The following is a 22,357-nucleotide window of genomic DNA, read 5'->3' as shown; positions in this document are numbered from 1 at the left end:
CGGCGCCCGCAGGGCTTACAGCGGCACCGGCTCCGTATTCTCCGGAGACGTCGCCATGATGGCGTCGATGCCGACGCCGTCCTTGTCATCGCTGGTGGTCACAATGACGTTGCTGACGGCCACATAGAAGGCGTCGAGCAGGACCACGGGCGGCGGCGTGGTGCCGCCGTTGCCGTTATCGCCACCATGGCTGCCGCCGCCGCCACCGCAGCCGGCCAGCAGGGCTGCGAGCGCCAGGGCGCTGGCTATATAGAGCTTTTTCATCGCGTTCTCCTGGTTGGCTTACAGTTGCGGCGAACCGGCCACGGGTGTTTTCAGATAGGGGAAACCTGCCGTGAACGATGTTTCATCGAGGAAGGCGCCGTCCGTGAAGTGCAGGCCGCCGGCGGGCGCGTCGGCCGGGGCGCAGCCGATGTTCAGGGTGCACAGCTTGCCCATGGCCACGCGCAGGACGACGTCGACCACGTCATCGCCGGGACGGCGGCCGTTCGGGAAGCCCGCGTTGTCGCCGCCGATGACGCCGAGGCGGTTCTGCGCGCCGACACTGGTGGCCGCGATCGACGTGTTCAGGCGCAGCATTTCGGACGCCGTCACGGTGACGGGCTGGTTGACGCCCTTGATGCCCGTCAGGAAAGTGGCCACCAGGTCGTTGCGGGGGAAGTTGGTGGGTGCCTTGGCGCCGGCCGAGCCAAAAAGTACTTCCACCAGGGCGGGCGCCGTCGGGTTGGTGACGTAGTCGGCAAATTGCGCGTCGCCCGAGGGCTTGCTGGCGTTGAAGCGGTCCTTGTCCTTCAGGCCGATGACAAGTTCATTTACCAGCGGCATGCCCAGGCGCGACACTTGCACCCACGCGCCGCCTTCCTTCGCGGCCCCGGTGGCCGTGCCCGGTGCCGGGTTCAGCAGCCGCCCCTGGCGCAGGCTGGCCGTGGTCCAGCCGCCAATGACGGGGTCGCTGCCGGCCGTCAGGCAGGTGGTCGCCACTTCCATCTCGATGGCCGTGACGTTCTTGCGGGCCAGGTCATCCTTGGCGGCGGACTCCGCATTCGCGGCGAATTCCGCGGCCGGCGCCTTGATGTTGATCAAGTCGAACGTTTCGCCCAGATTCACCACGAACGGGTCCTTGCGCTGGCCGACGAACAGGCGCGCGGGCGTAGCGCAGCCGGGAATGTTGACGGCGTACACATGTTGCGCGGCATACGCGGCATAGTTGGGGATGGCCTTGTTGCCGATATTGTCGACGGGCTTGTCGAAAGTCGTGCCGCCGCCGCTGGCGTTGGTGACGGCGCTCCTCGTGCCCGCGCGGCGGTCGCCCCGCACCACCGTCACGCTGTAGGTTTCGCGCACGTTCAGGCCGGCCGGGTTGACGGTGTCGATGGCGCCGCCGTTGATCACCAGCGGAATCGAGACTTTCTTGCCGCCCACGGTGAACTGGCCATCCTTGATGGTGTTGGTGAAGCGGAACTGGAAGGTGAGGTCTTCCTTGCCGTCGCCATTGTTGTCGATATGGATTTCGTACAGGGCGTTGGGATCCATGGCGAAATAGTTCGGGCCGCCGTAGGCGTCTTGCAGGGGAATATAGTCGGCCACCAGGGTGGTGTAGGCGCCGCGGCCCGCTTCATAGCTGCGGAACATATAGAAGTCGGTGGCGTCGACTTTCGGGGCTTGCGTGATGAACGGCGCTTCGCGGTGGCTGGAAGCGTAGGCGGCTGGCGCGATGGCCAGCGCCAGAAGGTTGCCCAGCAGGGCGGCGCCCAGTGCGGTTTTCGAGGGTGACAATGACATTTCGATTCTCCCGATTGTTGTTGGCGTTGACAGACAAGTCCAAGAAACTGCAGGCTGCCTGACTTGTACGAACGACGGGAGAGAACGGATTCAACTCTTCGGCAAGGGCCGCTCAAGAGTCACCAGGCCAGCACTTTCGGCCCGATGGCCGCGCCGATGGCGGCCGGCACCAGCATGCCCAGCACGTACCAGAAGCCGACGAAGCTGGCCGCCAGTTCGGGGCAGTGCAGGCAGTACACGAGCGCTGCCATGCCGCCGGCCGCAACTCCGGCAGCGGCGCCGGCCAGGCGCAGGCGCGTGGGCGCCAGTTGGCGCATCAGGCGCAGCACGGCGGCCAGCATGGGTAGCGACAGCAGGGCGATCAGCAAGGGGCAGCTGCGCCAGGTGGTGCCCCAGAACAGTTCGGCGCGCTGTTCGGGCGGCGCTTCGTTCAGGACGATGGCGCCCAAGGTCCACATCAGCAGCAGGGGCATGGCGAGCAGCAGGGGCAGGGCGCGCGTGGCGGCGCCCGGCATGCACAGGCGGCGGCTGACATGCCAGGCCGCCAGCGATAGGCACACGACAAAGCCCACCTTGATCCAGAAATCGGGCAGTTGGGCCAGCTGTTCCAGGTTGGGGCGCACGCCCAGCAGCATGGCCATCAAGGCCACGCTGGCCAGCACGCCGGCGCCCAAGGTGCCTGCGGCGCGCCAGCGGGCGCCCGGGGGCGGCGCGGCGGCCACGTCGGGGCCGCTGGCCAGCATGGCGATCAAGTCATCGGTTTTCATGGCGTCGTTATCCTCAAGTTGGCTGCCAGTGCCTTCAAGCCGCGATGCACGGCCACTTTGACGCTGGCTTCCGAAATCTGCATGGCTGCCGCCGTGTCGCGCACGGACCAGCCGTCGAGCTTGGTATGCACGATGGCGTCGCGCTGCTGCGCCGGCAGGGTGGCCAGCAGCTTGCCCAAGTCGCGGCTGGCCTCGGCCGCCTCGGCATCGGCGCTGGAAAACAATTCCTGCGCACTATCTTCTTCGTCATACGGCAAGTGCTGCGCCTCGCGCCGCGCATGCCGGCGCAGCCAGTCGATCCATTTGTAGCGCGCTATCACATGGATCCAAGACGTCAGCGGCACGCCCGTGTCATACGTCATGCGCTGGTTGTGGATGGCCAGCAAGCATTCCTGCACCAGGTCTTCCACTTCGTCCGGCCAGCGCTGCAGGCGGCGCCGGAAAAACGCGCGCAAATGCGCGCTGCTTGCCTGCAAGAAACTACGATACGCCGCCGCATCGCCATCGAGCCCGCGCAGCATCAAGCCATGCAGCCGCAATTCCATGCCGTGCAACTGCTCGCTTACCGGTATTCGTTGCATGCAGGCCTTTGGTGACAGGCGTTGAAAAAATATTTCGAATTATTTGCTGGCGGCTGTAACCAATCCGCAGCGTGCGGCGAATTGACAGGCAAGCACGCTTCTGAGTCCACCGCCTTTAATTTACTATAACGGTTAGCCATCATGATTATCAAGTCCCGTCTTGCCGCCTGTTTTCTGTCAGGCTGCTGGCCATGGCGGCCCTCGTGCCGCAGGCTGACAGCGGCGCCAATCTTCCCGTTTACGCAGCTTTACCACCGGGCAATCTCGCCCATCCCACACTGAGACAAGGATTCATCATGAAAACCACCATCACCGCCATCATCGCTTCCGCCATCCTCATGTCGGGCGCCGCGTTCGCCCAGGACGCCATGAAAAAAGACCCGATGGCCAAGGACGCCATGCACAAGGACGCCATGCACAAGGATGCGATGGACAAGGACGGCATGCCGAAGCCGATGGCCGGGAAGCACATGAAGAAAGACCACAAGGATGGCATGGCAAAAGATGCCATGGGGAAAGACGGCATGAAGAAGGACGAGATGAAAAAGGATGAGATGGCCAAGGATGCGATGGGCAAGTAAGGCAACTGGCCGGCGCCGCCAGAGTGATGGCGCCGGGCGGGTCTGCGCCTCTCCCGCGTTCGCGGGCGAGGCATCTTGTCATTGCCGTTCTTGTCGTGTCTCAAGATGCGAAGTTGGCAATTGGTGTAAGCTGGACGCCTCGCGTTTTTCCCGCTTGCAGCATCATGACCGAACCATCCGCCGCCCCGCTGTCCCCCGCAGCACATCCCGCCGACCAATCCATCCGCCGCCGCTCGCTGTTCGCCGCCTGCAGCGCGCATGCCGTGCATGACGGCTTGACGGACGTGATCTATGTGCTGCTGCCCATCTGGCAGGCGCAGTTTGCCATCAGCTACGCCATGGTGGGCCTGTTGCGGGGGGCGTATTCGGGCATGATGGCCGGTTTCCAGCTGCTGGCCAGCCGCCTGGCGAAACGCTGGGGGCGCGAACGCCTGCTGGTGGGCGGCACGGCGCTGGCCGGCGTCGCCTACCTGATCGCCGGGCAGGCGGGCGGCCTGGCCGTGCTGCTGTTCGCCTTGCTGCTGGGCGGCCTGGGCGCCAGCACGCAACATCCGCTGGCCTCGTCCATCGTCACCGACACGCACGAGGCGGGCGGCGGCGTCAAGGAAGCGCTGTCGCACTACAACTTTGCCGGCGATATCGGCAAGACCCTGATTCCCGCCCTGGTGGGATTGCTGTTGCTGGTGTGCAGCTGGCAAGCCAGCGTCTCGCTGTTGGGCTTGCTGGGCCTGGCGGCGGCCGGCTTGCTGTGGTGGCTGCTGCCGAAGCCGGGCGAGTTGCAGGCCGGCACGAAGAAGGCGGGCAAGACCATCGCCGGCAGCGGTTCCAAGGCGGGTTTTCGTGCGCTGCTGGCCACGGGTACCCTGGACAGCGCCGTGCGCATGGGTTTTCTCACCTTCCTGCCATTCCTGTTGAAAAGCAAGGGCGCCGGCACGGCCGGCATCGGCGTGGCGCTATCGCTGCTGTTCGTGGGCGGCGCCTTCGGCAAGCTGCTGTGCGGCTACCTGGGCGCGCGCATCGGCATGATGAAAACCGTGTGGCTGACGGAATCGATGACCTCGCTCCTCATCGTGCTGGCCCTGTGGCTGCCGCTGGCCGGCATCATGGCCATGCTGCCCCTGCTGGGGCTGGCGCTGAACGGCACCTCGTCCGTGCTGTATGGCGCCGTGCCGGAACTGGCCGAGCCCGGCAAGCGCGAGCATGCGTTCGCCCTGTTCTACACGGGCAGCATCGGCGGCGGGGCGCTGTCGCCCATGCTGTTCGGCGCGCTGGGCGACCATGCCAGCGTGCCCACGGCCTTGCTGGCGCTGGCGGCCGTATTGTTGCTGACCTTGCCGCTGGCGTGGAAAGTGCAGCGGGGCCTGGCGCGCGGCGGCGCCGATGCGGCGTGACTTGCCGGGCAGTACTTCCATCGTCTACACTCGCCGCATGAAAAATTTTGAAAAGCGGCGCGACCGCTATGATTTGTTCCGGGCGTTTGACAATCCCCTCGTCAACATCAACTTTCAGCTCGACGTGCCGGACTTCCGGCCCTGGTGCAAGGAACGGCAAATCCCCGTGTTCCACTTCTTCCTGTTTTGCCTGCTCAATACGGTCAGGGAGATCGACAACTTCATGTACCGCATCTACCAGGGCGAAGTGATCAGGATCGACGATTTTCCCGCGTCCTACACCGTCATCAACGGCGATGAGAACCTCAACTACACGCGTTTCGCGATGACGGACCAGCTCGATCTATTCATCGCGCGCAGCCTGGAAGCGAAACGCGTCGCCGAAGCGAGTTCCGCCCTGATCAACACGGGTGAAGGCGAAAGCGAACGCAAGCAGCGCAACAATATCTTCATCACCTGCCTGCCATGGCTGGAGCTGGCGGCCATCGAACACCCGATCCACCGCCACCGTGACGCCGACATCCCGACCTTTACGTGGGGCAAGTTCGGCCCCGCGCAGCCGGACGGCCGCATGCGGGTGCCGTTTTCCGCGCAGGCCCACCATGGCTTTGTCGACGGTTACCATGTACAGAAACTGGCGCAGGCGCTGGCGCAGCGCATCGCCGCCATCATTGCCTAGGATAAAAAATCGCTGGGCGCCTGTCCCAGCACGCGGCGGAAGGCGGCCGTGAAGGCGCTGGGGCTGGCATAGCCGAGGTCGAGTGCGATCCTGGTCACGGCTTGTCCTTCGGCCAGCCGCGTGATGGCGGCCAGCAGGCATGCCTGCTGGCGCCATTGGGCAAAGGCCAGTCCCGTCTGGGCGCGAAATTGTCGCGTAAAGGTGCGCCGGCTCATGCCGGCCCGCGCCGCCATCGCGTCCAGATTACTGTGCAGGGTCGGCTGCTGCAGCATGTCCATGCACAGCCGCGCCAGCCGGGGTTCCTGCGGCAGGGGCGCGCTCAGGGGCAGGGGCGCCATGACGGCGATTTCATCCAGCAGCAAACCCATCAGGCGCGCGGCACGCGAGTTCATCGCATACAGCACTTCCACCTTGACGGCCTCGGCCAGCAACTGGCGCAGCAGCGGCGAGGCGTCCAGCACCTGGCAGTGGGACGGCAAACCCATCCCGGCGATGGCGGGTGGATCGATAAACACGTTGTGCATGGTCACGGCGCCATGCATGCGCATGCCGTGGGAGAGCCCGGCCGGCACCCAGCAGGCCCGTTGCGGCGGCACCAGCCAGTTGCCTTGCGGCGTGTGCACGCTGATGACGCCGCGCGCCGCATAGGCGAACTGGCCGCGCGCATGGCTGTGGCTGGGGAATATCTCGCCGGGGGCATGGTCGCGCGCCGTGGCGATCAAGGGGCGCGGCATTTCCGTGTAAAAATCATCCATGGCCCGTACTCTACAGTATTTGGCCTGGCATCGAAGGCGGGCCGTCGCAGGTATCACTACCATGCAGGCTTTCCCTTCAAGGATGCACATATGCACAATACCTATTACCGCGTGGGCCATGGGCCCCACGCCGTCATCGTCCTGCACGGCTGGTTTGGCGACGCGCACGCGTTCGGGCCGATGGAAGCGGCCCTCGATGGCGGCGCTTTCAGCTATGTCTTCATGGACAATCGCGGCTACGGCGGCATGCGCGGCGCGGCGGGAGAATACTCGATGGACGAAGTGGCCAGCGACGCGCTGGCGCTGGCCGATGCGCTGGGCTTTGCCACCTTCAGCGTGGTGGGCCACTCGATGGGCGGCATGGCGCTGGAACGGCTGGCCTTGCTGGCCCCTTTGCGCCTGCGCAAACTGGTGGCCGTGGCGCCCGTGCCCAGCTGTGGCGTGGCGCTCGAAGGAGCGGCCCGGCAGCTGTTCCTCGAGGCCAGCGCAAACGTCGATGCGCGGCGCGCCATTATCGACCGCAGCACGGGCGGGCGCTTGCCCGCCACCTGGTTGGACTGGAAGGCGCAATACTCGTGGGAAAGTTCAGATCCAGCCGCGTTTGCACGCTACTTCCTCGCGTGGAGCGGGACGGATTTCAGCGGGGAAGTCATGCGGGCGGCGCCGAAACTGCCCTTGCTGGCGCTGGTGGGCGAGCACGACCCCCGTTTCGACGCGGTCCTGATGCGCCGCACCTATCTGGCGTGTTACCCGCAAGCCCGGCTGGAGGTGCTGGGCAATGCGGGACACTATCCGATGAATGAGACGCCGCTGGCCCTGGCGGCCAGCATCGAGGTGTTTTTGACGGAAAAGGACTAGTTACGCCGCCTTGGCGCGTAAGCGCAGCAGGCTCAGGCCCAGCAAGACGAAGGCGCCGCCCGTGATGCGGTTGAACAGCCTGGCGCGGCCCGGCGTGGCCAGTTGGGTTTTCAGCAGGCGCGCCAGGTTGGCATAGAACAAGTGGGCCAGCATGGCGCAGGCGACAAACGACGTCGTCAGCACGATGAACTGGATGGCGACCGGTTCGCCCGGCGTGATGAATTGCGGGAACAGGGCCGAGAAGAACAGGATGGCTTTCGGATTGGTCAGCGCCACCGTCAAGCCCTGGCGGAAGAGTTTCCAGAACGAATTCGGATTCGCCGCGCCTTGCATCACGGGGGAATCGGCCACGACGCTGGTCTTGCTGCGCCATTGCTTGATGCCCAGGTATACCAGATACAGGGCGCCAGCCAGTTTCAGCAGCATGAAAGCCGTGGCCGAGGTGGCCAGCACGACACCCATGCCGGCCATGGCCACGCCGGAAATGATGAACAAGCCAAAGCCATTGCCCATGCTGCTGATCATCGCGCGGCGCGGGCCGACGGCGATGGCATTCGAGATGGCCAGCAAGACGGCCGGGCCGGGAGAAAACGTGACGAGCAGGGCAACGCTGCAGAAAAGCAGCCAGTTCGAGAGATGCATGGGTGTTCCTGTGTGGGGCCGTAGCCGGATTGAGAGTCAAGACACGCATATTGTACGAAGTTTTCGGCGACCGCGTCAGCGGCCCCGGCTTGACATCATGCAAACAGGCCGGCGATCATATGGTTGATGGCGGCGCCACCGGCGATCAGCCAGCAGAACAGCAGGCCGGCCAGCAGCAGGGGCTTGATGCCGGCGCGGCGGATGGCCGACATGTGCGTCGTCAAGCCCAGGGCCGCCATGGCCATGGCCAGCAGGGCCGTGTCGATATCGGTGATGGTGGCCACTGCGCTCGCTGGCAGCAAGCCCAGCGAATTGAAGGCGACGACGCCGATAAAGATAAAGGCGAACCAGGGAATGGCCAGCTTGGTGGCCTTGTCGTGGCTGCCAACTTTGGCCTTGCCGCGCGCCAGCACCGCCGACAGGATGACGAGAAAGGGCGCCAGCATCATCACGCGCACCATCTTGGCGATCACGGCCGCATTCGCCGCTTCCTGCCCGATCGACTTGCCGGCCGCCACCACTTGCGCTACTTCATGCACGGTCGAACCGATATACACGCCGAAGGCCTCAGGCGTGGCGCCCAGCACCTGCCAGCCCAGGTTCCACCGGTACAGCAAGGGATACAGAAAGATGGCGATGGTGCCGAACACCACGACGGTGGACACCGCCACGGTGACGTCCTCGCTGCGCCCCTTGACGACGGGTTCCGTCGCCATCACGGCCGCCGCGCCGCAGATGGCGCTGCCCGCGCCGATCAGAATGGCGCTATTGCGTTCCAGCTTGAACACTGTGGTGCCGAGGAACATGGCCACTCCAAACGTGGACGCCAGTACCAGCGCATCGATGGCGATGCCGGCCAGGCCCACTTGCCCGATATCCTGGAAAGTCAGGCGGAAGCCGTACAGGATGATGCCAAGACGCAATAAAGTCTGCTTGGAAAAGGTCACGCCTGCGCCGCAGGCGGGCGCCAGGCGGCCATACACGCTGTTGCCCAGCACAATGCCCAGCATGATGGCCAGGGTCAGGGCGCTCATGCCGTGGCTTTGCATCCATTCCAGCTTGCCCAGTTGAATGGCGCCCCAGGCGATTGCGCCGCTCAGCAGCAGGCCCGGCAGAAGGCGGCCATAGCGGTCGCTGAAACTTGTTGTGTTGCTTGTTGAGAGAGAAGACATGCCGTACTCCATGGTTCCTGGTTCGTATGGCATGACTGTACAGTTCGCCGATTAAATGGTAAAACGGATTGTTTTTGTATCTTCAACCTATTGGATGGGTAGATTGGATGGCCTTAACCTTGCGGCAACTGCAGATTTTCCTCGCCGTGGCGGACACGGGCAGCACCAGCGCCGCCGGCGAGTTGATTGCACTGTCGCAATCGGCTACCAGCGCTTCCCTGAATGAGCTGGAAGCCTTGCTGGGCGCGCAACTGTTCGACCGCGTGGGCAAGCGATTGCTGCTCAACGACAATGGCCGTTTGCTGCTGCCGCAGGCGCGGCAGATGCGCGACGGGGCCGCCAGCATCGAGCGCCAGTTCGCTGGCGCCGACCCGTCCGTGCCCGTCAGCCTGCAGATCGGCGCCAGCACGACAATAGGCATCTATCTGCTGCCGCAGATCCTGGCCCAGGCGGCGCAGCAGTACGGGCGCAGCATTCCGCAGGTAACCATCGCCAATACGGCCGACATCGCCGCCGCCGTGGCGGAGTTCCGTGTCGATATCGGCTTGATCGAAGGGCCGTGCCACGAGGCGGGCTTGCTGGTGGAACCGTGGCTGACGGACCAGATGCTGATCGTGGCCGCGCCCACGCATCCGCTGGCGCAGCTGCACCATTTGCTCAGTTTTGCGGAGCTGAACCAGGCGGGCTGGCTGCTGCGCGAAGCGGGCTCGGGCACGCGTGAAGCCGTGGAGCAGGCGCTGGTGCCGTATCTGCACTATCTGCGCGCCGCGGGCGAATTCAGCAATTCGGAAGCGATCAAATATGGCGCGGCGGCCGGTCTCGGCATCGCCTGCCTGTCGCGGGTCGTGGTGGCCGATCTGCTGGCCAGCGGGCAACTGGTGGAACTGGACACCATGCTGCCACCTCTGAAGCGCAACTTTTATTTGATACGCCAGTCTAAAAAAATACTCTCGCCCCGTTTGACGGGTTTCCTGGAACTGTGCCGCCACGCCTCTCGCACTGCGGGGTAGCTAGCCGCTGCTTCATTTTGGCCGCGGAGCTTGTAATGCCGCATCGGGCGGCGCCAGCGTGCCCGCGCGCAGCCGCTTGACGGCTTGCACGACGGCGCGCGCCACGTTGCGCACTTCTTCCTGCATCTCGGTATCGCGGTCCAGGGTCTCGTGGCTTTGCGCATAGCTGTCGTAATAGCCGATGTAGCGGTCCAGCCGCGACTTGGCGCCTGCATCGACCAGGCCCATCCAGTCGAGCCAGTCCGACAGGCCCCGCCGCACGCCTTCGATGCCGGCCACGTCGCCGTGCACGACGAGGCCATACGCGCGCCCGGCCAGGTGTTTCGGGTAATTCCAGCCTTGCAACTCCAGGGCCTTCGCTTCCACGGCTTTCTTGCCGTGCGTGGACGTGGGGTCGGGGTTGCCTCCGTCGGCGCAGACGAGCCGGTCTATCATCAGTTTCAGCACGCCGGGCGTTTGGTACCAGTACACGGGCGTGAGGATGATGACGGCGTGCGCTGCCGTCCAGCGTTCGTAAATGTCCGCCATCCAGTCATTCGTTTGCCGTTCGCCATGGTTCGGGTAGCAGCTGCACGGCCAGTGGCACAGGGGCATGGCCGTCGAGACGCAGCCCTTGCATGGATGGATGTGCAAGTCATACGAGGAGGTCAGCAAGCTCAGGTCCAGCACGTCCGCTTCGATGGCGTCGGCCTGTAGCTCTTCTTTCGCCCATTGCGTCATGCGCCAGGTCTTCGATATTTCACCAGGACAAGAACCGTCGTTGCGCGCCGCGCCGCAGATCAGCAGCACGCGCGACGGCGTGGCCAGATCTTTCTGGCGCGCCTCGGCGGCCTGCAGGCGCTCGCGCGTGGCCAGCCATTCCACCGACAGCTCATAGTCGGGGTCGATAAAGCCGGGGCCCGCCTTTTGCGTGACGGGCGCCTTGCGGCCATCCTGGTAATTCTTCCACGCCACTTCTTCCACCTGCACCAGGGCGCCGCGCACGGCGTCGAACGTGGGGTCGGCAAACGAACGGATGAATTGCAAATGAAATTCGACCCTGCCCAGCGGCGCGGGCGCCTGGCCCTGGCGCGGCTGGGGCGTGGGGGGAGTGGCGGACATGGCTTCTCCTTGAGGTGATGACGCGATCTTGCTGGAGGAGCGGCCGCAGGTCTGTGCGCTGAACAACTGTGCAGCGATTACTTGCCATATTCCCGATTATGGGATAAATTTCCACATATGGAAAATGTAGAATTAACTGATAACGATACGGAACAGCGGCTGGCAACCCGTTTAAAACAGTTGCGCGTGCAGCGGGGCTGGTCGCTGGATCAGCTGGCCAGTGCCAGCCAGGTCAGTCGCGCGACATTATCTCGCCTGGAAAATGGCGAGGTCAGCCCGACGACGGTCGTGCTGGGCAAGCTGTGCGCCGCGTACGGCCTGGCCATGTCGCGCCTGCTGCGCATGGTCGAGGACGATTTTCCACCGCTGCTGCGGCGGGCCCAGCAAAGCGTGTGGAGCGACCCGGACGCCGGTTTCCGGCGCCGTTCCGTGTCTCCGCCGTCGCGCGCGCTGGCTGGCGAAGCGCTCGAATGCGAGCTCGATGCCGGCGTGACGATCAGCTATGCGGCCTCGCCCCGGCCCGGCATGGAACACCATCTGTTGCTGCAGGAAGGCAGGCTGAACGTGACGGTCGACGGCCGCTCGCACGATCTGCTGGCCGGCGACTGCCTGCGCTACCAGTTGCACGGCGCCAGCGCGTTCACGACGCCGCCAGACAGCGGCGCCCGCTATTTTCTCTTTCTTGTCTGAGGTCGCCATGCCCGCATCGCTACGCCAATTTTCATCCACCGAGATTCTGGAACGCTTGCCGGAACTGGGCGCCTTGTTGCAAGACTGCGTGCACGACGGCGCCAGCATCGGCTTTATCTTGCCCTTCGACGCGGCGGCCAGCCAGGCGTTCTGGGTGGAGAACGTGTTGCCGGCCGTCACGCGAGGCGTGCGCCTGCTGCTGGTGGCCGAAGTGGACGAGAAGGTGGCGGGCGCCGTGCAGCTGGACTGGGATACCAATCCCAACCAGGCGCACCGGGCCGAAGTGCGCAAGCTGCTGGTCGCGCCCGCTTACCGCCGCCATGGCCTTGCGCGCCAGCTGATGCAGGCGCTGGAGGCGCAGGCGCGCCTCTTGCCGCGCAGCCTGCTGACCCTGGATACGCGCAGCGGCGACCATGCGCAAGCGCTGTACTTGTCGCTCGGCTACGTGGTGGCGGGCAGCATCCCCGGCTATGCACTGGCGTCGGCCGGCGACCGGCTCGACGCCACCACCGTCATGTACAAGCAGCTGCAGCCATAGCATATTGAGAGCGCCGCAGCGATGGCGGGGGAACTCAGGCTTTCAGCCGCGCTCTAACGTTTGCGGCAGGCAGGTTTTCCTGCGCGGTGACGGCGTGGCTGGCAGGTGCGGCCACCAGGCTGATGCCGTGCGCCGCCTGGCCCTGGTCGCGGCTCAGCTTGAAGATGCCCACCGTGCCCGACAGTAGCGTGGCGCGCTGCTGCATGCTGGCCGCCGCCGTCGATGCCTGCTCCACCAGGGCCGCGTTTTGTTGCGTCACCTGTTCCATCTGCACGATGGCGGCATTGACTTGTTCAATGCCGGATAGTTGCTCGCCGCTGGCCATGCTGATTTCGCCCATGATGTCCGTCACGCGGTGCACGCTGGCCACGATGTCGCGCATGGTGGCGCCGGCCGTGTCGACCAGGCGCGCGCCTGCATCGACCCGCTCGACGGAGTCGCCGATCAGCTGCTTGATTTCCCGCGCCGCGCCGGCCGAGCGTTGCGCCAGGGTACGGACTTCAGCGGCCACGACGGCAAAGCCGCGCCCTTGCTCGCCGGCCCGTGCCGCTTCCACGGCCGCATTCAGGGCCAGGATATTCGTCTGGAAGGCGATGGCGTCGATGACGCCGATGATGTCGACGATCTTTTTCGACGACGCGTTGATCGAGCTCATGGTGTCGACCACTTGCGCCACCACCGTGCCCCCTTTGCCGGCCACGGCGGCGGCCGATTGCGCCAGCTGATTGGCTTGCCGTGCGTTATCGGCATTTTGCTTGACGGTGCCCGTCAGTTCTTCCATCGAGGCGGCCGTGCGCTCCAGCGAGCTGGCTTGCGCCTGCGTGCGCCGCGACAGATCCAGGTTGCCGGCGGCAATCTCGCCCGACGCGCCCGCGATGTCGTGCGTGCCGCCGCGCACCTCGCCGACAATATGAATCAAGCTGGCATTCATGTCTTTCAGGGCCTGCAGCAGTTGCCCCACTTCATCGCTGGAATCGACGCGGATATGCTCGCTCAAGTCGCCGCCAGCCACCTTGCGGGCCACTTTGACGGCATGCCGCAAGGGCCGCACGATGCCGCTGCTGATGAACCAGGCCGTGGCCAGGCTCAGCACGCCGCCGACCAGGCCCAGCGCGATGATGAGTACGCTGGTATCGTGCGCGCGGGCCATGGCTGCCCCGGCCGCCGTGCGCATCTGCGCCGATTGCATGGCGATTTGCTGGTCGAGTTCGCGCAGGGCAGGCTGCTCTTGCGTGCCGTTGCGCGTGGCCTGCAATTGCGCAATACGCGCATAGCGCTGGTTCACGCTGCTGTCGATTTCCCCGCTTACCGCCGACAACTGCCACGTGCTGATGGCCACCACCACGGCCAGTAAAAGCGAAGTGAGCAAAAAGCCTGTGGTCAGGCGCACACCGATACGTATGTTTGAAATATTCATGTCCCCTCAGCTGTTGTCCCATGGTGGCCGACTTCCATGCCGGCGGCATGGCGTGGCGCTTGTCCCCTGAAGTTGCCGGGGTGAAATGAGTGTAGCAGCGCGGTACTAAGTAATCTATAAATATTTCCATATTGGAATTAGTCACTGCCTGTTTAGCAACAGCGGCATGGCTCGTTGCCAGATAAAATCACCCGCCGTATTACAGACTCGTCCTACCTCGATCCCCGGCATCGTCCGACTGGCGCATGCCGCTGCCGCGCCTACACTGTTCCTTGCACGGATCCGGCGGCGGGTCTTTCTTCTTATACACAGGAGGCTGAGATGGCGAATATCCAGGCAGGGTCGGACGGCGCGGCAAAACAGGAAATGACGGCCAAGCGCCTGAACGTGGTTGACTGGATCTCGATGATCCTCTTGATCGTGGGCGGCTTGAACTGGGCGCTGGTGGGCTTGTTCGATATCGACATCGTGGCCCGCATCCTCGGCGCCATGACGACGGCGTCGCGCGGCGTGTATGTGCTGGTGGGGCTGGCGGCGCTGTATTCCATCTATCTGTGCGTGCGTAAGCTGCCAGCCAAGCCCTAGATTGGAGGAGACATGCCTGTCGGTGCCAGTCCCAGGCCCGAACGCGAATGCAGGCAGTTGGAGAAGAGTTCAGGCAGGAAGCGCGCTCTCCGGGACAAGAAGCGCAAGGGCGTGCTGCAAGCGCTGCAGGCTTGCTCTGGCGTTGCTTATTGCGTGCGCAGGTAGGCCAGCAAATCGGCCACTTGCTGCGTATTGCCGATGCCCCAGAAGCGCATGTTATTGCCGGGAATGAAATCGCTGGGCGCCTTGAGGAAGCCGGCCAGGTTTTGCTCGGTCCAGACAATATTCGCGTTTTTCATGGCCGCCGAATACTTGTAGTCGGTGGTGGCGCCGGCCTTGCGGCCAATCACGCCCGTCAGCTTGGGGCCGAAGCCGCCGCGCGCCGATGGCCCCACTTGGTGGCAGGAGGCGCACTTGCGAAACGCGGCCTTGCCCGCTTCGGCATTGCCCACGAGGGTAGCAGGAGCAGCGGTTGTCTGCGCGGCGGCGATTGGCCCCAGTAGCAGGGCGACGGCGGCAAGAGTGGGGGAGCAGCGAAAAAGAAATGGGTATGTCATCGGTGAGGCGGAAAGGCACGATATGGCAAGCAATGACGCATTTTACAGGCGGGCATCCAAACCTGCCTGTCAGTTGCGCAGCCATGCCAAGATACCGTGCAGGATGACTGACACCGCTAGCGCTTGCCGCCTTGGGCGCCGAGCGCCGCCATGGCCGATGCAAACACGATGCAGGCGATGGCCAGCCACTGGGTCAGGCTCAGCAGTTCTCCCAGCACGGCCATGGCGGCCAGCGCGCTGACGGCCGGCGCCGCGCTGCTGAACATGCCGAACACCCCTTGCGGCAAGCGGCGCAAGGCAAAGATTTCCAGCGAATACGGCAGGGCGCTGGACAGCATGGCAATGGCCAGGCCCATCAGCGCAATCGATGGCGCCAGCAGGGCCGTGCCCGAATACGCGACGCCGATGGGCACCGTCACCATGGCCGCCACCGTCATGCCCCAGGCCACGGCTTGGCCGCCCTGCAAGGTCGAAGCGCGCTTGCCGAAGATGATGTACAGCGCCCAGCACAGCGCCGCCCCCAGCGCATACGCCACGCCGACCGGGTCCAGGTTGCCCGGGCTGCCTTGCAGCGGCAACAGCAAATATAGACCGAACACGGCGCACGCTACCGCCAGCAAATCGCGGGGCCGCCGCGACGACAGCATGGCCACGGCCAGCGGCCCCGTCACCTCGATGGCCACCGCGATGCCGATCGGTATCAGTGCAAACGCGCGATAAATCAGCAAGTTCATCAATCCCAGTACGGAACCGTAGACCAGCAAGTTCAGCACATCCTTGCGCGTCAGCCGGAAACGCCATGGGCGGAAGATGGCCAGCAGGATCAGCGCCGAAAAACCCACGCGGTACGCCGTAATCCCCTCGACGCCGATGACAGGAAACAGATTCTTCGCAATCGCCGCCCCCAGATTGACGGAAATCTGCCCTCCCAGGACGGCCAGGGAAGGGAGCAAAATGCTGTCGGGCAGGGGGGAGGTCGAGGCGGGGGAGGTCATGGGGCGGTATTTTAATATGCCTGAGCGGGGTAGTCGCTGGCAGATTGGTAAGCCGAGGAGATTTAACGAGGTAGTTGCTGGCATGACTGGTGCATCGCGGCTTCTTTTTCCAAAGCATGTTGCAAAATACGCTACAGTTGTAGAATTGTTTACTAATGGTCAGGAGTCGCCGCTCCTAATCGAACAGTCTTTACCATTAGCACATTAAAGGCTGATACTAATGCTAATCGGCATTTCGACTAAAAGAGTCGGCAATCGGCCAGAGGCGGCCATTGCGATAGCCTGAGATTACCACAGCCAAGAAAGGATTCAGATGGCTGCCGACGTAGCTTTCGCTGAAGGACCACTCAAGTTCCAGCTTTGGTTTGCAAAAGTAGACCCGATAGATCTTGGCGTCCAGGTCCGACTTGAAGTTGAGTATTCAAGTGGAAGCCAGAGTTGCAACTGGACTGCCGAGCACCGTTGGTTTGAGTACGAAGCCCTCACTCAATTCGAAAGTGAACTCCGTGACGGCCGCGACGCAGGACTGAATGACATGAGCGAGTACCCAGTACTTCACTTCGAACGGCATTCATCTCAGGAATATCTAACGATCAATCCTCGTTCGGAAAGGCAGTCACAGGATGGCGACTGCATCGCAATTCGTCTGAAGATCAATGCCGGGTCAATGCTTGCGCTGTATTCAGCGCTCAACCAGTTCGGCAAATGGTGGTGACGCGATTACGTCTGCTTCGGGGCGACTGCTGGCGTCGCCCTTGTTCTCAAGCATCGGTTTGCTCGGCCATTTCTAGCGCATCGTCAACCTCAATGCCAAGATAGCGCACCGTACTTTCCAAGCGCGTGTGTCCCAGCAATAGCTGCACCGCCCGCAAATTTTTTGTGCGACGGTAGATGAGGGTTGGCTTCGTCCGACGCATCGTGTGAGTACTGTATGCCGTCGGGTCCAATCCGATTTCGTCGAACCATTGGTGAACTATGCGCGCGTACTGCCTGGTTGAAATATGCGGCGATTCCGAAATCCGACTGGGGAATAGAAAGTCGCCGTGCCGTAGCCCTGCGGCCGCAATCCATTCCCCAAGGCTCTTCCTGGTTCCTGCGGTAAGTTCGAATTGGACAGGTCGCTTCGTTTTCTGCTGCATCACAATGACCCTCGCTGCTACATGTCCTCCCTGACATACATCGTTGACACGCAACTGGACCAAGTCGCAGCCACGCAATTTGCTATCGATGGCTAAGTTGAAGAGCGCCAAGTCACGCACTCTCCGGTAGATTTCTAGGCGGACGCGAATTGCCCAGATTTCGCTTACGCGCAGCGGCGCTTTTTGCCCGACTAATTTGCCTTTGTTCCATGGTGTAGGTTGACACAAAAATTGTGCTTGATATTCCATGATAGACCTCCTGAATGGAACTCTACTATGCGTCCAAAGTGAATCGGCGGCGTGAGGAAGGTGATGTGGAAATTTACTGGATTTTCATTTGGACAACATGGTATCGTTGCTTATAGGCCGGATACGGCCAAGAGCAGCCTCTCAAAATTGAATACGAAAAACACATGGAACAACACGCTGCCACCACCTTATTAATTTTCCTGACCCCCTTTGTTGCATGGACCTTCCATGGCCTAGGAGGAATGCTAAATAAGCACTTGGGAAGAAACGCTGTAAACGGTGCCTCTGTCTACAACTGGCTATCGGTAGCCATTGCCGCTCTGCCAGCATTGGCAAATAACCCTAAGGCTTTTGGAAGGATTTTAGCGGCATTTGCCATATCTTGGATTGTGGGTGTGTCGCTTTCAAAAAAACATAAACGCAGCCACTTAGCGAATGCTGTGAAGACAACGGACGCCTAGTGCTATGCCGACTCCGGGTGATTTAGACAGCAATTGGCTGCGGATTCAATCGGCTAACGACGGCAACCGGCCATCTGCCGCCGTTCGCCAATGTAAGAACTGAAGCATCACCTCCTTTATTTTTGGAGCATCGATTTGGAAAATCTAGTTGTATTGCGAATTTCCGACAATGACGGCGTAGACTTGAATGGTGTCAAACTACGCTCAACAAGTGAGGTCGCGGAAGCTCTTGAGAAAATCAGCGCCGAAAACTCGGACATGACCGTTTCTGTCGAGGCCACCGATTCCAAATGGTATGAGTCTATCGGAAAGGCCATTTACGGTAGCCACCGGGCGGGGTTTTCAGGTGAACGATTTCGCGTACTCATCGACGGCAAGCCTCTGGAAGCCTGATCTACACCGCCTGCTGCCGGCCAGAAGCCGCCGTTGAATTCTTTTAAAATTTAAGCATGAATATTGAAACCTGGGAAATGTCAACGCTTGACTGGAGTCAAAAAGGCGATCATGGGATTGTGCTTTCCCCTTCGACTGTAGCGAATTTAATTCATTCAAAGAATCTGGAACAGGCGTACCTTGCGTACGATGATATCTCTGAAGCGACTGGTATAAATAAAGTGATATATCCGTGTGCGCTTTCCGTCATCAAGACGATTTTGGCGGCACTTCCTGGATGCGCTGGCATAGCGCGCGAGAAATGTCTGGAACTTTTGGGGGATATCGCCGGCTCAGAGTCTGCGCCGAGTTCGCCAAACCTCCATCGGGATTGTTTGCTTGAACTTCGTCAGGCGACTTGGTATTTTATTTATGGACTTCAGTTTGATGACGTGAAACTAGCAAGCCTGTATGTAGACATATTGGGCGTTTTAGGTACCAATTTTGATGATTTCAGGCCGACCGCAAGAAAGTATCTCGAATTATCGCTCACCAGACGTTTGCCCGAATATGACATAGCGATGATAAAAAATACTATCACTGAACTGAACTAAATACTCCGAAAATTGCGCTTCGCACCGAAGTTGACGAGTGCATCCGAAGTCTGCTTCGGGGTGGAGCCTAGCAACTTCGGCAACCGGCCAGTAGCAGACATTCGGCAGAACTAAGCTTCAGCCACTATAAGATAAAGCAGAATGCGATTAGCAGCACATTACTATGTAGAGTTCGAGACCTTAGGGAAAAAGCCAACTCAATTGGAGTTCAGGTCCCTTAGCGAGGATGATGTTCTGACGTTCTCGATTGTCAATCTGAAGCCTGAATCGGGCCTTTTTGTCGCGTGCCTCGGCGACGGCATCGACTATGGCATTTTTATAATTAACGTAGATGCACAAGGTCGAGCCACGGTACAAGCACACGAGCATCGAGGTTTTTTTGTGGATGGATTGACCGTCGAGACTGCAATAAAAGCACTGAAGTACTGGTTGCCGCTGCAGGTGAGAACACCTGAAATCCAGTGGATGGGCCAATGATTCATCACTAAATTTAGGCGGCATTCGGCCAAGAGCAGACGGTCATTTTTGTAGCCGGAAAACAGGATTGTATTGATGGTTAGCACCGAGATAGAGAAGAGGAAAGCTGTTCGACTACAGTATCGTGAGCTCTTCGCAGCGCTCTCAACGCTACTGTTCAAGGCTGACCCAATTGGTATTAATTTTGAAACGAACACTGACGAATACGAACCAGAGGTCGGGACAATTATTCCCCGACTGAGGCATGCCAAATCTGAAGCCGATGTGCAACTTATAGTTCACGAGGAATTTTGTAGATGGTTCGACAGCGAGACTGCCGGGCCGATAACCGATTATTGTGACCTCGCTTCTCAAATTTGGGATGAATGGCTACGATGCAAATAATTGCAGTAGGGCTGACGGCGGCCTTCGGCCAGCAGCAGACATTGACGCATATGCGCTTAAAGGGATATGACGTGGGTAATTTGAATGAAGGTGCCAAGGAAGCACGCAGTGAGATCAAACGCTTCCAGGAATACATCAATGCGCCGAGTTTGGTGCCAGACCAATGCTACCGCATGGCTAGTCCGACTTATGGGTTAGTGTGCTATGTGAACCAAGTTACGGCTCTATTCTTGAGCAATAACTACTCCGTGATTCCAATCTTTCTGAAGAGGTCATACGATGCGCTTTTGGCAGTCACTCATGCTCGAGTAAGTGAGCCATACCGGAATCTGGTCATCCATTATCTTAGCCACGTTGCTCATTTTCTGGTTGATTACTCTTGCCTAGACCAAGATACGGCGAGCAATATTGAATTTATCCCACCGGCACTGCTTGAGCTTTCGCCTAGTTCGTTACCTGCAGACTTGTGCGTAGCAAATGAGTTCTGAACGGAATTACTTGCATGATTATTATTGAAGTGCCGTTTTCGGCCAATAGCCGACATTCGGCACAATGCCTTCAAAAATAAATTATTGTTTCTTAATGAAATTTCATGTGATGACTATACAATAATGAGGTTGAAATAGCTAAATTCATATCTCTCATGCGATTACCATATTTATTCCACCTTGTCACTGCCATTGCTTTTTATTTTTATCATCAGTAGAATCCACTGCGGCAGGTGTTCCGCCCGACCCGGATGTTTCCGAAGTGGCTATTTATAGAGGCCCAATTAAGAAAGAACGAGTAGATGCTTTTTTAAGAGAATACGCAAAAAAACATGTGAGTAGCCTGCGCATTAACTCGAACGGCGGCGACGTATTGGCAGGCATCGAGCTCGGTCGTTGGGTGCATTCGCTTGGGTTACCTGTATCTGTTCAGACGATTTGCATGTCCTCATGTGCAAATTACGTTTTCACTGCTGGTAGTAAAAAAACTATCGAGCCAGGTGCAATTGTCGTTTGGCATGGCAGCACGGAACAAAAAAACATTCGTGAAGAGCAATTCGAGTTCGAACGACTGGAGAAATCCTTGATTGATTCCCCCCTCGATTCCGTTGAGCGCGTAAGACTGGAGCAAAGAAGGCCAAGGTATATGCTTATTCAAAAGCAGCGCAACGAGGAAGCCAAGTTTTTCAAAGAACTTGGAATTGATGAATATTTTATGCGTTTAGGTCAAGAACCCTTTCCAGTTGCTGACGCTTGGACGACTACCTTGACCGTAATGAATAAGTTTGGCTTGCAAAATATCCGTGCACCGACCAATTACGGCTCTGCTCAATATATTCATTCCAATCCTGTTGCAATTATGATGTTTAGGAATAAACTTGGTAGTTTCGATTTGGATGTCGAGGGTAATGTGGAAATAATTTCTGGCCTCTGGTCTTCCAAAGAAAATTGAGCGACCTAGGCGTAGCTACTTTCAACATGCTAGTTTCTGATTTGGGGCGAATCCAGCCTGTCGTGGGTCGCGCTGGATTTTCCATCTGACAACCTGCTATGCTTGTCCGAACGGCCGGGTTCGGCCAAAAGAGGACAGTCGTGTTCGTTCGTTCCCTCCTATAGAGAAGCCTTTTCCATATTTGCTCCTACGGGCCCACATCACAACTTACTTAATGCAGGATCAAGATACTTATGAATTGGACGAAAGAGGACTACCAAGTTTCTACTGACGATGCATTGTTACAACTCGACGTGATATATGACAACCTCACCCGCAGTACTTGGGCTCGCGGAATTGATGAGGCGACTGTGGGTGACGCGGTCAAGAATAGTCTTAATTTTGGTCTGTACCATAGAGGCCAGCAGATTGGATATGCTCGGCTAATTACTGATTACGCTACTTTTGCTTACATGGCGGACGTCTTCGTGATTGAAACATACCGTGGCAAGGGACTCGGACGTTGGCTTGTGGAGTGCCTGCTGACATATCCTGGCGTCGATCGTTACCGGCGACTGCTTCTGGCGACGACGACTGCCGATTGGTTGTATGAGAAGCTTGGCTTCTCAACGCCGGAAAATCCTAAATTATTCTTGCAGATTAATAGACCAGCTATTTACAAGAAGTAGACAAAAACGGATGACCGGTATGGGGCGAATCCGGCAGCGGCGGCAACCGGCCAATAGCAGACCTTCCAAGCGAAGTGCAAACAATGGAAACAAAGATATGAAATTAGACGAATTTGCTGGTATTACACAAAAAATAATCAGTGAACAAGGTTTCGATGATTTTATTCCCATCGCATGTTTTCCTGAGCGTCGAGAACTTCGAGCCCTCGCCGATATTGAACCTGGTGAAGAAACTGAGGCAACTGTGGTTGAGTGGGCGAAGTCTCTAACGGAGTCAGTAGAAGAGTTGTCGGTTGCTTTCAAATTTTCCGTGTCTCAGTTCAAGGTTATCCGCATCAGGGGGCCTGAGGAAGAGTCTGCGATTTATGAAGTTCCGTGTGATTGAACTGGCCGTAGCCGGCCAAGAGCAGACGGTCGCGCCCTTTACTCCTTTTGACACAGTTGTATCCTGC

At 59.9% G+C, this 22,357-nt stretch carries 29 protein-coding genes; 17 read left to right on the top strand and 12 right to left on the bottom strand.

Features of this window, described 5'->3' with window-relative positions:
* Window positions 1-15: 15 nt before the first annotated feature.
* The 4 genes from AC54AF_RS15570 to AC54AF_RS15555 all read right to left on the bottom strand — a co-directional run bounded on the left by AC54AF_RS15570 (window position 16) and on the right by AC54AF_RS15555 (window position 3,130).
* Window positions 16-264, bottom strand: coding sequence for a hypothetical protein (locus tag AC54AF_RS15570; protein ID WP_496637261.1), 249 nt, complete (start codon window positions 262-264; stop codon window positions 16-18).
* Window positions 265-282: 18 nt separating this feature from the next.
* On the bottom strand, window positions 283-1,782 hold the full coding sequence (locus AC54AF_RS15565) for a DUF4331 domain-containing protein (RefSeq protein WP_496637260.1): 1,500 nt from the start codon (window positions 1,780-1,782) through the stop codon (window positions 283-285).
* A 119-nt stretch (window positions 1,783-1,901) separates the two neighbouring features.
* Entirely contained in the window at window positions 1,902-2,549 is a 648-nt protein-coding gene (locus AC54AF_RS15560; RefSeq protein WP_496637259.1) for an NrsF family protein, read from the bottom strand.
* Window positions 2,546-3,130 carry a sigma-70 family RNA polymerase sigma factor gene (locus tag AC54AF_RS15555; protein WP_496637258.1) on the bottom strand — a complete coding sequence of 195 codons (585 nt, stop codon included), beginning with the start codon at window positions 3,128-3,130 and terminating at the stop codon, window positions 2,546-2,548. Before AC54AF_RS15555 ends, AC54AF_RS15560 begins: the two co-directional genes overlap by 4 nt.
* A 296-nt stretch (window positions 3,131-3,426) precedes the next feature.
* Between AC54AF_RS15555 and AC54AF_RS15550 the strand changes: the two genes are divergently transcribed.
* The 3 genes from AC54AF_RS15550 (at window position 3,427) to AC54AF_RS15540 (ending at window position 5,781) form a co-directional block, all read left to right on the top strand.
* Window positions 3,427-3,711, top strand: a complete 285-nt coding sequence (locus tag AC54AF_RS15550) for a pentapeptide MXKDX repeat protein (RefSeq protein WP_496637257.1) — start codon at window positions 3,427-3,429, stop codon at window positions 3,709-3,711.
* Between the two features lie 164 nt (window positions 3,712-3,875).
* Complete coding sequence (locus AC54AF_RS15545; protein WP_496637256.1) at window positions 3,876-5,102, top strand: MFS transporter; 1,227 nt, start codon at window positions 3,876-3,878, stop codon at window positions 5,100-5,102.
* Between the two features lie 37 nt (window positions 5,103-5,139).
* Complete coding sequence (locus tag AC54AF_RS15540) at window positions 5,140-5,781, top strand: CatA-like O-acetyltransferase (protein ID WP_496637255.1); 642 nt, start codon at window positions 5,140-5,142, stop codon at window positions 5,779-5,781.
* Here the strand turns inward: AC54AF_RS15540 and AC54AF_RS15535 are convergent.
* Window positions 5,778-6,536 carry an AraC family transcriptional regulator gene (locus tag AC54AF_RS15535; RefSeq protein ID WP_496637254.1) on the bottom strand — a complete coding sequence of 253 codons (759 nt, stop codon included), beginning with the start codon at window positions 6,534-6,536 and terminating at the stop codon, window positions 5,778-5,780. The two genes, AC54AF_RS15540 and AC54AF_RS15535, sit on opposite strands and share 4 nt — an antisense overlap.
* A 90-nt stretch (window positions 6,537-6,626) precedes the next feature.
* Between AC54AF_RS15535 and AC54AF_RS15530 the strand changes: the two genes are divergently transcribed.
* Window positions 6,627-7,394 (top strand): alpha/beta fold hydrolase, encoded by a 768-nt coding sequence (locus tag AC54AF_RS15530; protein WP_496637253.1) that lies wholly within the window; start codon window positions 6,627-6,629, stop codon window positions 7,392-7,394.
* Here the strand turns inward: AC54AF_RS15530 and AC54AF_RS15525 are convergent, their stop codons facing one another.
* Window positions 7,395-8,036, bottom strand: a complete 642-nt coding sequence (locus AC54AF_RS15525; protein WP_496637252.1) for a LysE family translocator — start codon at window positions 8,034-8,036, stop codon at window positions 7,395-7,397.
* Window positions 8,037-8,131: 95 nt separating this feature from the next.
* Window positions 8,132-9,208, bottom strand: coding sequence for a YeiH family protein (locus AC54AF_RS15520; protein WP_496637251.1), 1,077 nt, complete (start codon window positions 9,206-9,208; stop codon window positions 8,132-8,134).
* Window positions 9,209-9,315: 107 nt separating this feature from the next.
* Between AC54AF_RS15520 and AC54AF_RS15515 the strand changes: the two genes are divergently transcribed.
* Window positions 9,316-10,218, top strand: coding sequence for a LysR family transcriptional regulator (locus AC54AF_RS15515; protein WP_496637250.1), 903 nt, complete (start codon window positions 9,316-9,318; stop codon window positions 10,216-10,218).
* 12 nt (window positions 10,219-10,230) lie between these two features.
* On the opposite strand, the gene AC54AF_RS15510 is transcribed toward AC54AF_RS15515, so the two are convergent.
* Complete coding sequence (locus tag AC54AF_RS15510) at window positions 10,231-11,319, bottom strand: flavodoxin family protein (protein WP_496637249.1); 1,089 nt, start codon at window positions 11,317-11,319, stop codon at window positions 10,231-10,233.
* A gap of 117 nt (window positions 11,320-11,436) precedes the next feature.
* Between AC54AF_RS15510 and AC54AF_RS15505 the strand changes: the two genes are divergently transcribed.
* Window positions 11,437-12,009, top strand: a complete 573-nt coding sequence (locus tag AC54AF_RS15505) for a helix-turn-helix domain-containing protein (RefSeq protein WP_496637248.1) — start codon at window positions 11,437-11,439, stop codon at window positions 12,007-12,009.
* 7 nt (window positions 12,010-12,016) lie between these two features.
* The gene (locus AC54AF_RS15500) at window positions 12,017-12,547 is read left to right on the top strand and encodes a GNAT family N-acetyltransferase (RefSeq protein ID WP_496637247.1); all 531 of its coding nucleotides are present in this window, start codon (window positions 12,017-12,019) and stop codon (window positions 12,545-12,547) included.
* Window positions 12,548-12,581: 34 nt separating this feature from the next.
* Here AC54AF_RS15500 and AC54AF_RS15495 read toward each other — a convergent pair whose 3' ends face one another.
* Window positions 12,582-13,964 (bottom strand): methyl-accepting chemotaxis protein, encoded by a 1,383-nt coding sequence (locus AC54AF_RS15495; protein ID WP_496637246.1) that lies wholly within the window; start codon window positions 13,962-13,964, stop codon window positions 12,582-12,584.
* Between the two features lie 321 nt (window positions 13,965-14,285).
* On the opposite strand from AC54AF_RS15495, the gene AC54AF_RS15490 reads away from it, so the two are divergent.
* Window positions 14,286-14,549, top strand: a complete 264-nt coding sequence (locus AC54AF_RS15490; protein ID WP_326456128.1) for a DUF378 domain-containing protein — start codon at window positions 14,286-14,288, stop codon at window positions 14,547-14,549.
* Between the two features lie 146 nt (window positions 14,550-14,695).
* Here AC54AF_RS15490 and AC54AF_RS15485 read toward each other — a convergent pair whose 3' ends face one another.
* Together AC54AF_RS15485 and AC54AF_RS15480 are read right to left on the bottom strand one after the other, a co-directional pair.
* Window positions 14,696-15,106 carry a c-type cytochrome gene (locus AC54AF_RS15485; RefSeq protein ID WP_496637245.1) on the bottom strand — a complete coding sequence of 137 codons (411 nt, stop codon included), beginning with the start codon at window positions 15,104-15,106 and terminating at the stop codon, window positions 14,696-14,698.
* 116 nt (window positions 15,107-15,222) lie between these two features.
* A complete protein-coding gene (locus AC54AF_RS15480; RefSeq protein WP_496637244.1) occupies window positions 15,223-16,101 on the bottom strand; it encodes an EamA family transporter in 879 nt (292 codons plus the stop codon).
* 313 nt (window positions 16,102-16,414) lie between these two features.
* On the opposite strand from AC54AF_RS15480, the gene AC54AF_RS15475 reads away from it, so the two are divergent.
* Window positions 16,415-16,816, top strand: coding sequence for a hypothetical protein (locus AC54AF_RS15475; protein ID WP_496637243.1), 402 nt, complete (start codon window positions 16,415-16,417; stop codon window positions 16,814-16,816).
* Between the two features lie 46 nt (window positions 16,817-16,862).
* Here the strand turns inward: AC54AF_RS15475 and AC54AF_RS15470 are convergent, their stop codons facing one another.
* On the bottom strand, window positions 16,863-17,489 hold the full coding sequence (locus tag AC54AF_RS15470) for a tyrosine-type recombinase/integrase (RefSeq protein WP_496637242.1): 627 nt from the start codon (window positions 17,487-17,489) through the stop codon (window positions 16,863-16,865).
* A 164-nt stretch (window positions 17,490-17,653) separates the two neighbouring features.
* Here AC54AF_RS15470 and AC54AF_RS15465 point away from each other — a divergent pair, with 164 nt between their 5' ends.
* The 8 genes from AC54AF_RS15465 to AC54AF_RS15430 all read left to right on the top strand — a co-directional run bounded on the left by AC54AF_RS15465 (window position 17,654) and on the right by AC54AF_RS15430 (window position 22,290).
* Window positions 17,654-17,950, top strand: coding sequence for a hypothetical protein (locus tag AC54AF_RS15465; protein ID WP_496637241.1), 297 nt, complete (start codon window positions 17,654-17,656; stop codon window positions 17,948-17,950).
* 135 nt (window positions 17,951-18,085) lie between these two features.
* Window positions 18,086-18,343, top strand: a complete 258-nt coding sequence (locus AC54AF_RS15460; RefSeq protein WP_496637240.1) for a hypothetical protein — start codon at window positions 18,086-18,088, stop codon at window positions 18,341-18,343.
* A gap of 56 nt (window positions 18,344-18,399) precedes the next feature.
* Window positions 18,400-18,936 (top strand): hypothetical protein, encoded by a 537-nt coding sequence (locus tag AC54AF_RS15455; RefSeq protein WP_496637239.1) that lies wholly within the window; start codon window positions 18,400-18,402, stop codon window positions 18,934-18,936.
* Between the two features lie 141 nt (window positions 18,937-19,077).
* Window positions 19,078-19,413: a hypothetical protein gene (locus tag AC54AF_RS15450; RefSeq protein WP_496637238.1), complete on the top strand. Its 336-nt coding sequence runs from the start codon at window positions 19,078-19,080 to the stop codon at window positions 19,411-19,413.
* 374 nt (window positions 19,414-19,787) lie between these two features.
* Window positions 19,788-20,285, top strand: coding sequence for a hypothetical protein (locus AC54AF_RS15445; protein ID WP_496637237.1), 498 nt, complete (start codon window positions 19,788-19,790; stop codon window positions 20,283-20,285).
* A gap of 262 nt (window positions 20,286-20,547) precedes the next feature.
* Window positions 20,548-21,237, top strand: a complete 690-nt coding sequence (locus AC54AF_RS15440) for a hypothetical protein (protein WP_496637236.1) — start codon at window positions 20,548-20,550, stop codon at window positions 21,235-21,237.
* A gap of 233 nt (window positions 21,238-21,470) precedes the next feature.
* Window positions 21,471-21,905: a GNAT family N-acetyltransferase gene (locus AC54AF_RS15435; RefSeq protein ID WP_496637235.1), complete on the top strand. Its 435-nt coding sequence runs from the start codon at window positions 21,471-21,473 to the stop codon at window positions 21,903-21,905.
* Between the two features lie 97 nt (window positions 21,906-22,002).
* Window positions 22,003-22,290, top strand: coding sequence for a hypothetical protein (locus tag AC54AF_RS15430; protein ID WP_496637234.1), 288 nt, complete (start codon window positions 22,003-22,005; stop codon window positions 22,288-22,290).
* Window positions 22,291-22,357: the final 67 nt, after the last annotated feature.

Source organism: Janthinobacterium sp. JF4, from assembly GCF_059617925.1.
The sequence above is the reverse complement of the archived record's forward strand: the minus strand, read 5'-3'. Positions and strand labels throughout refer to the sequence as shown.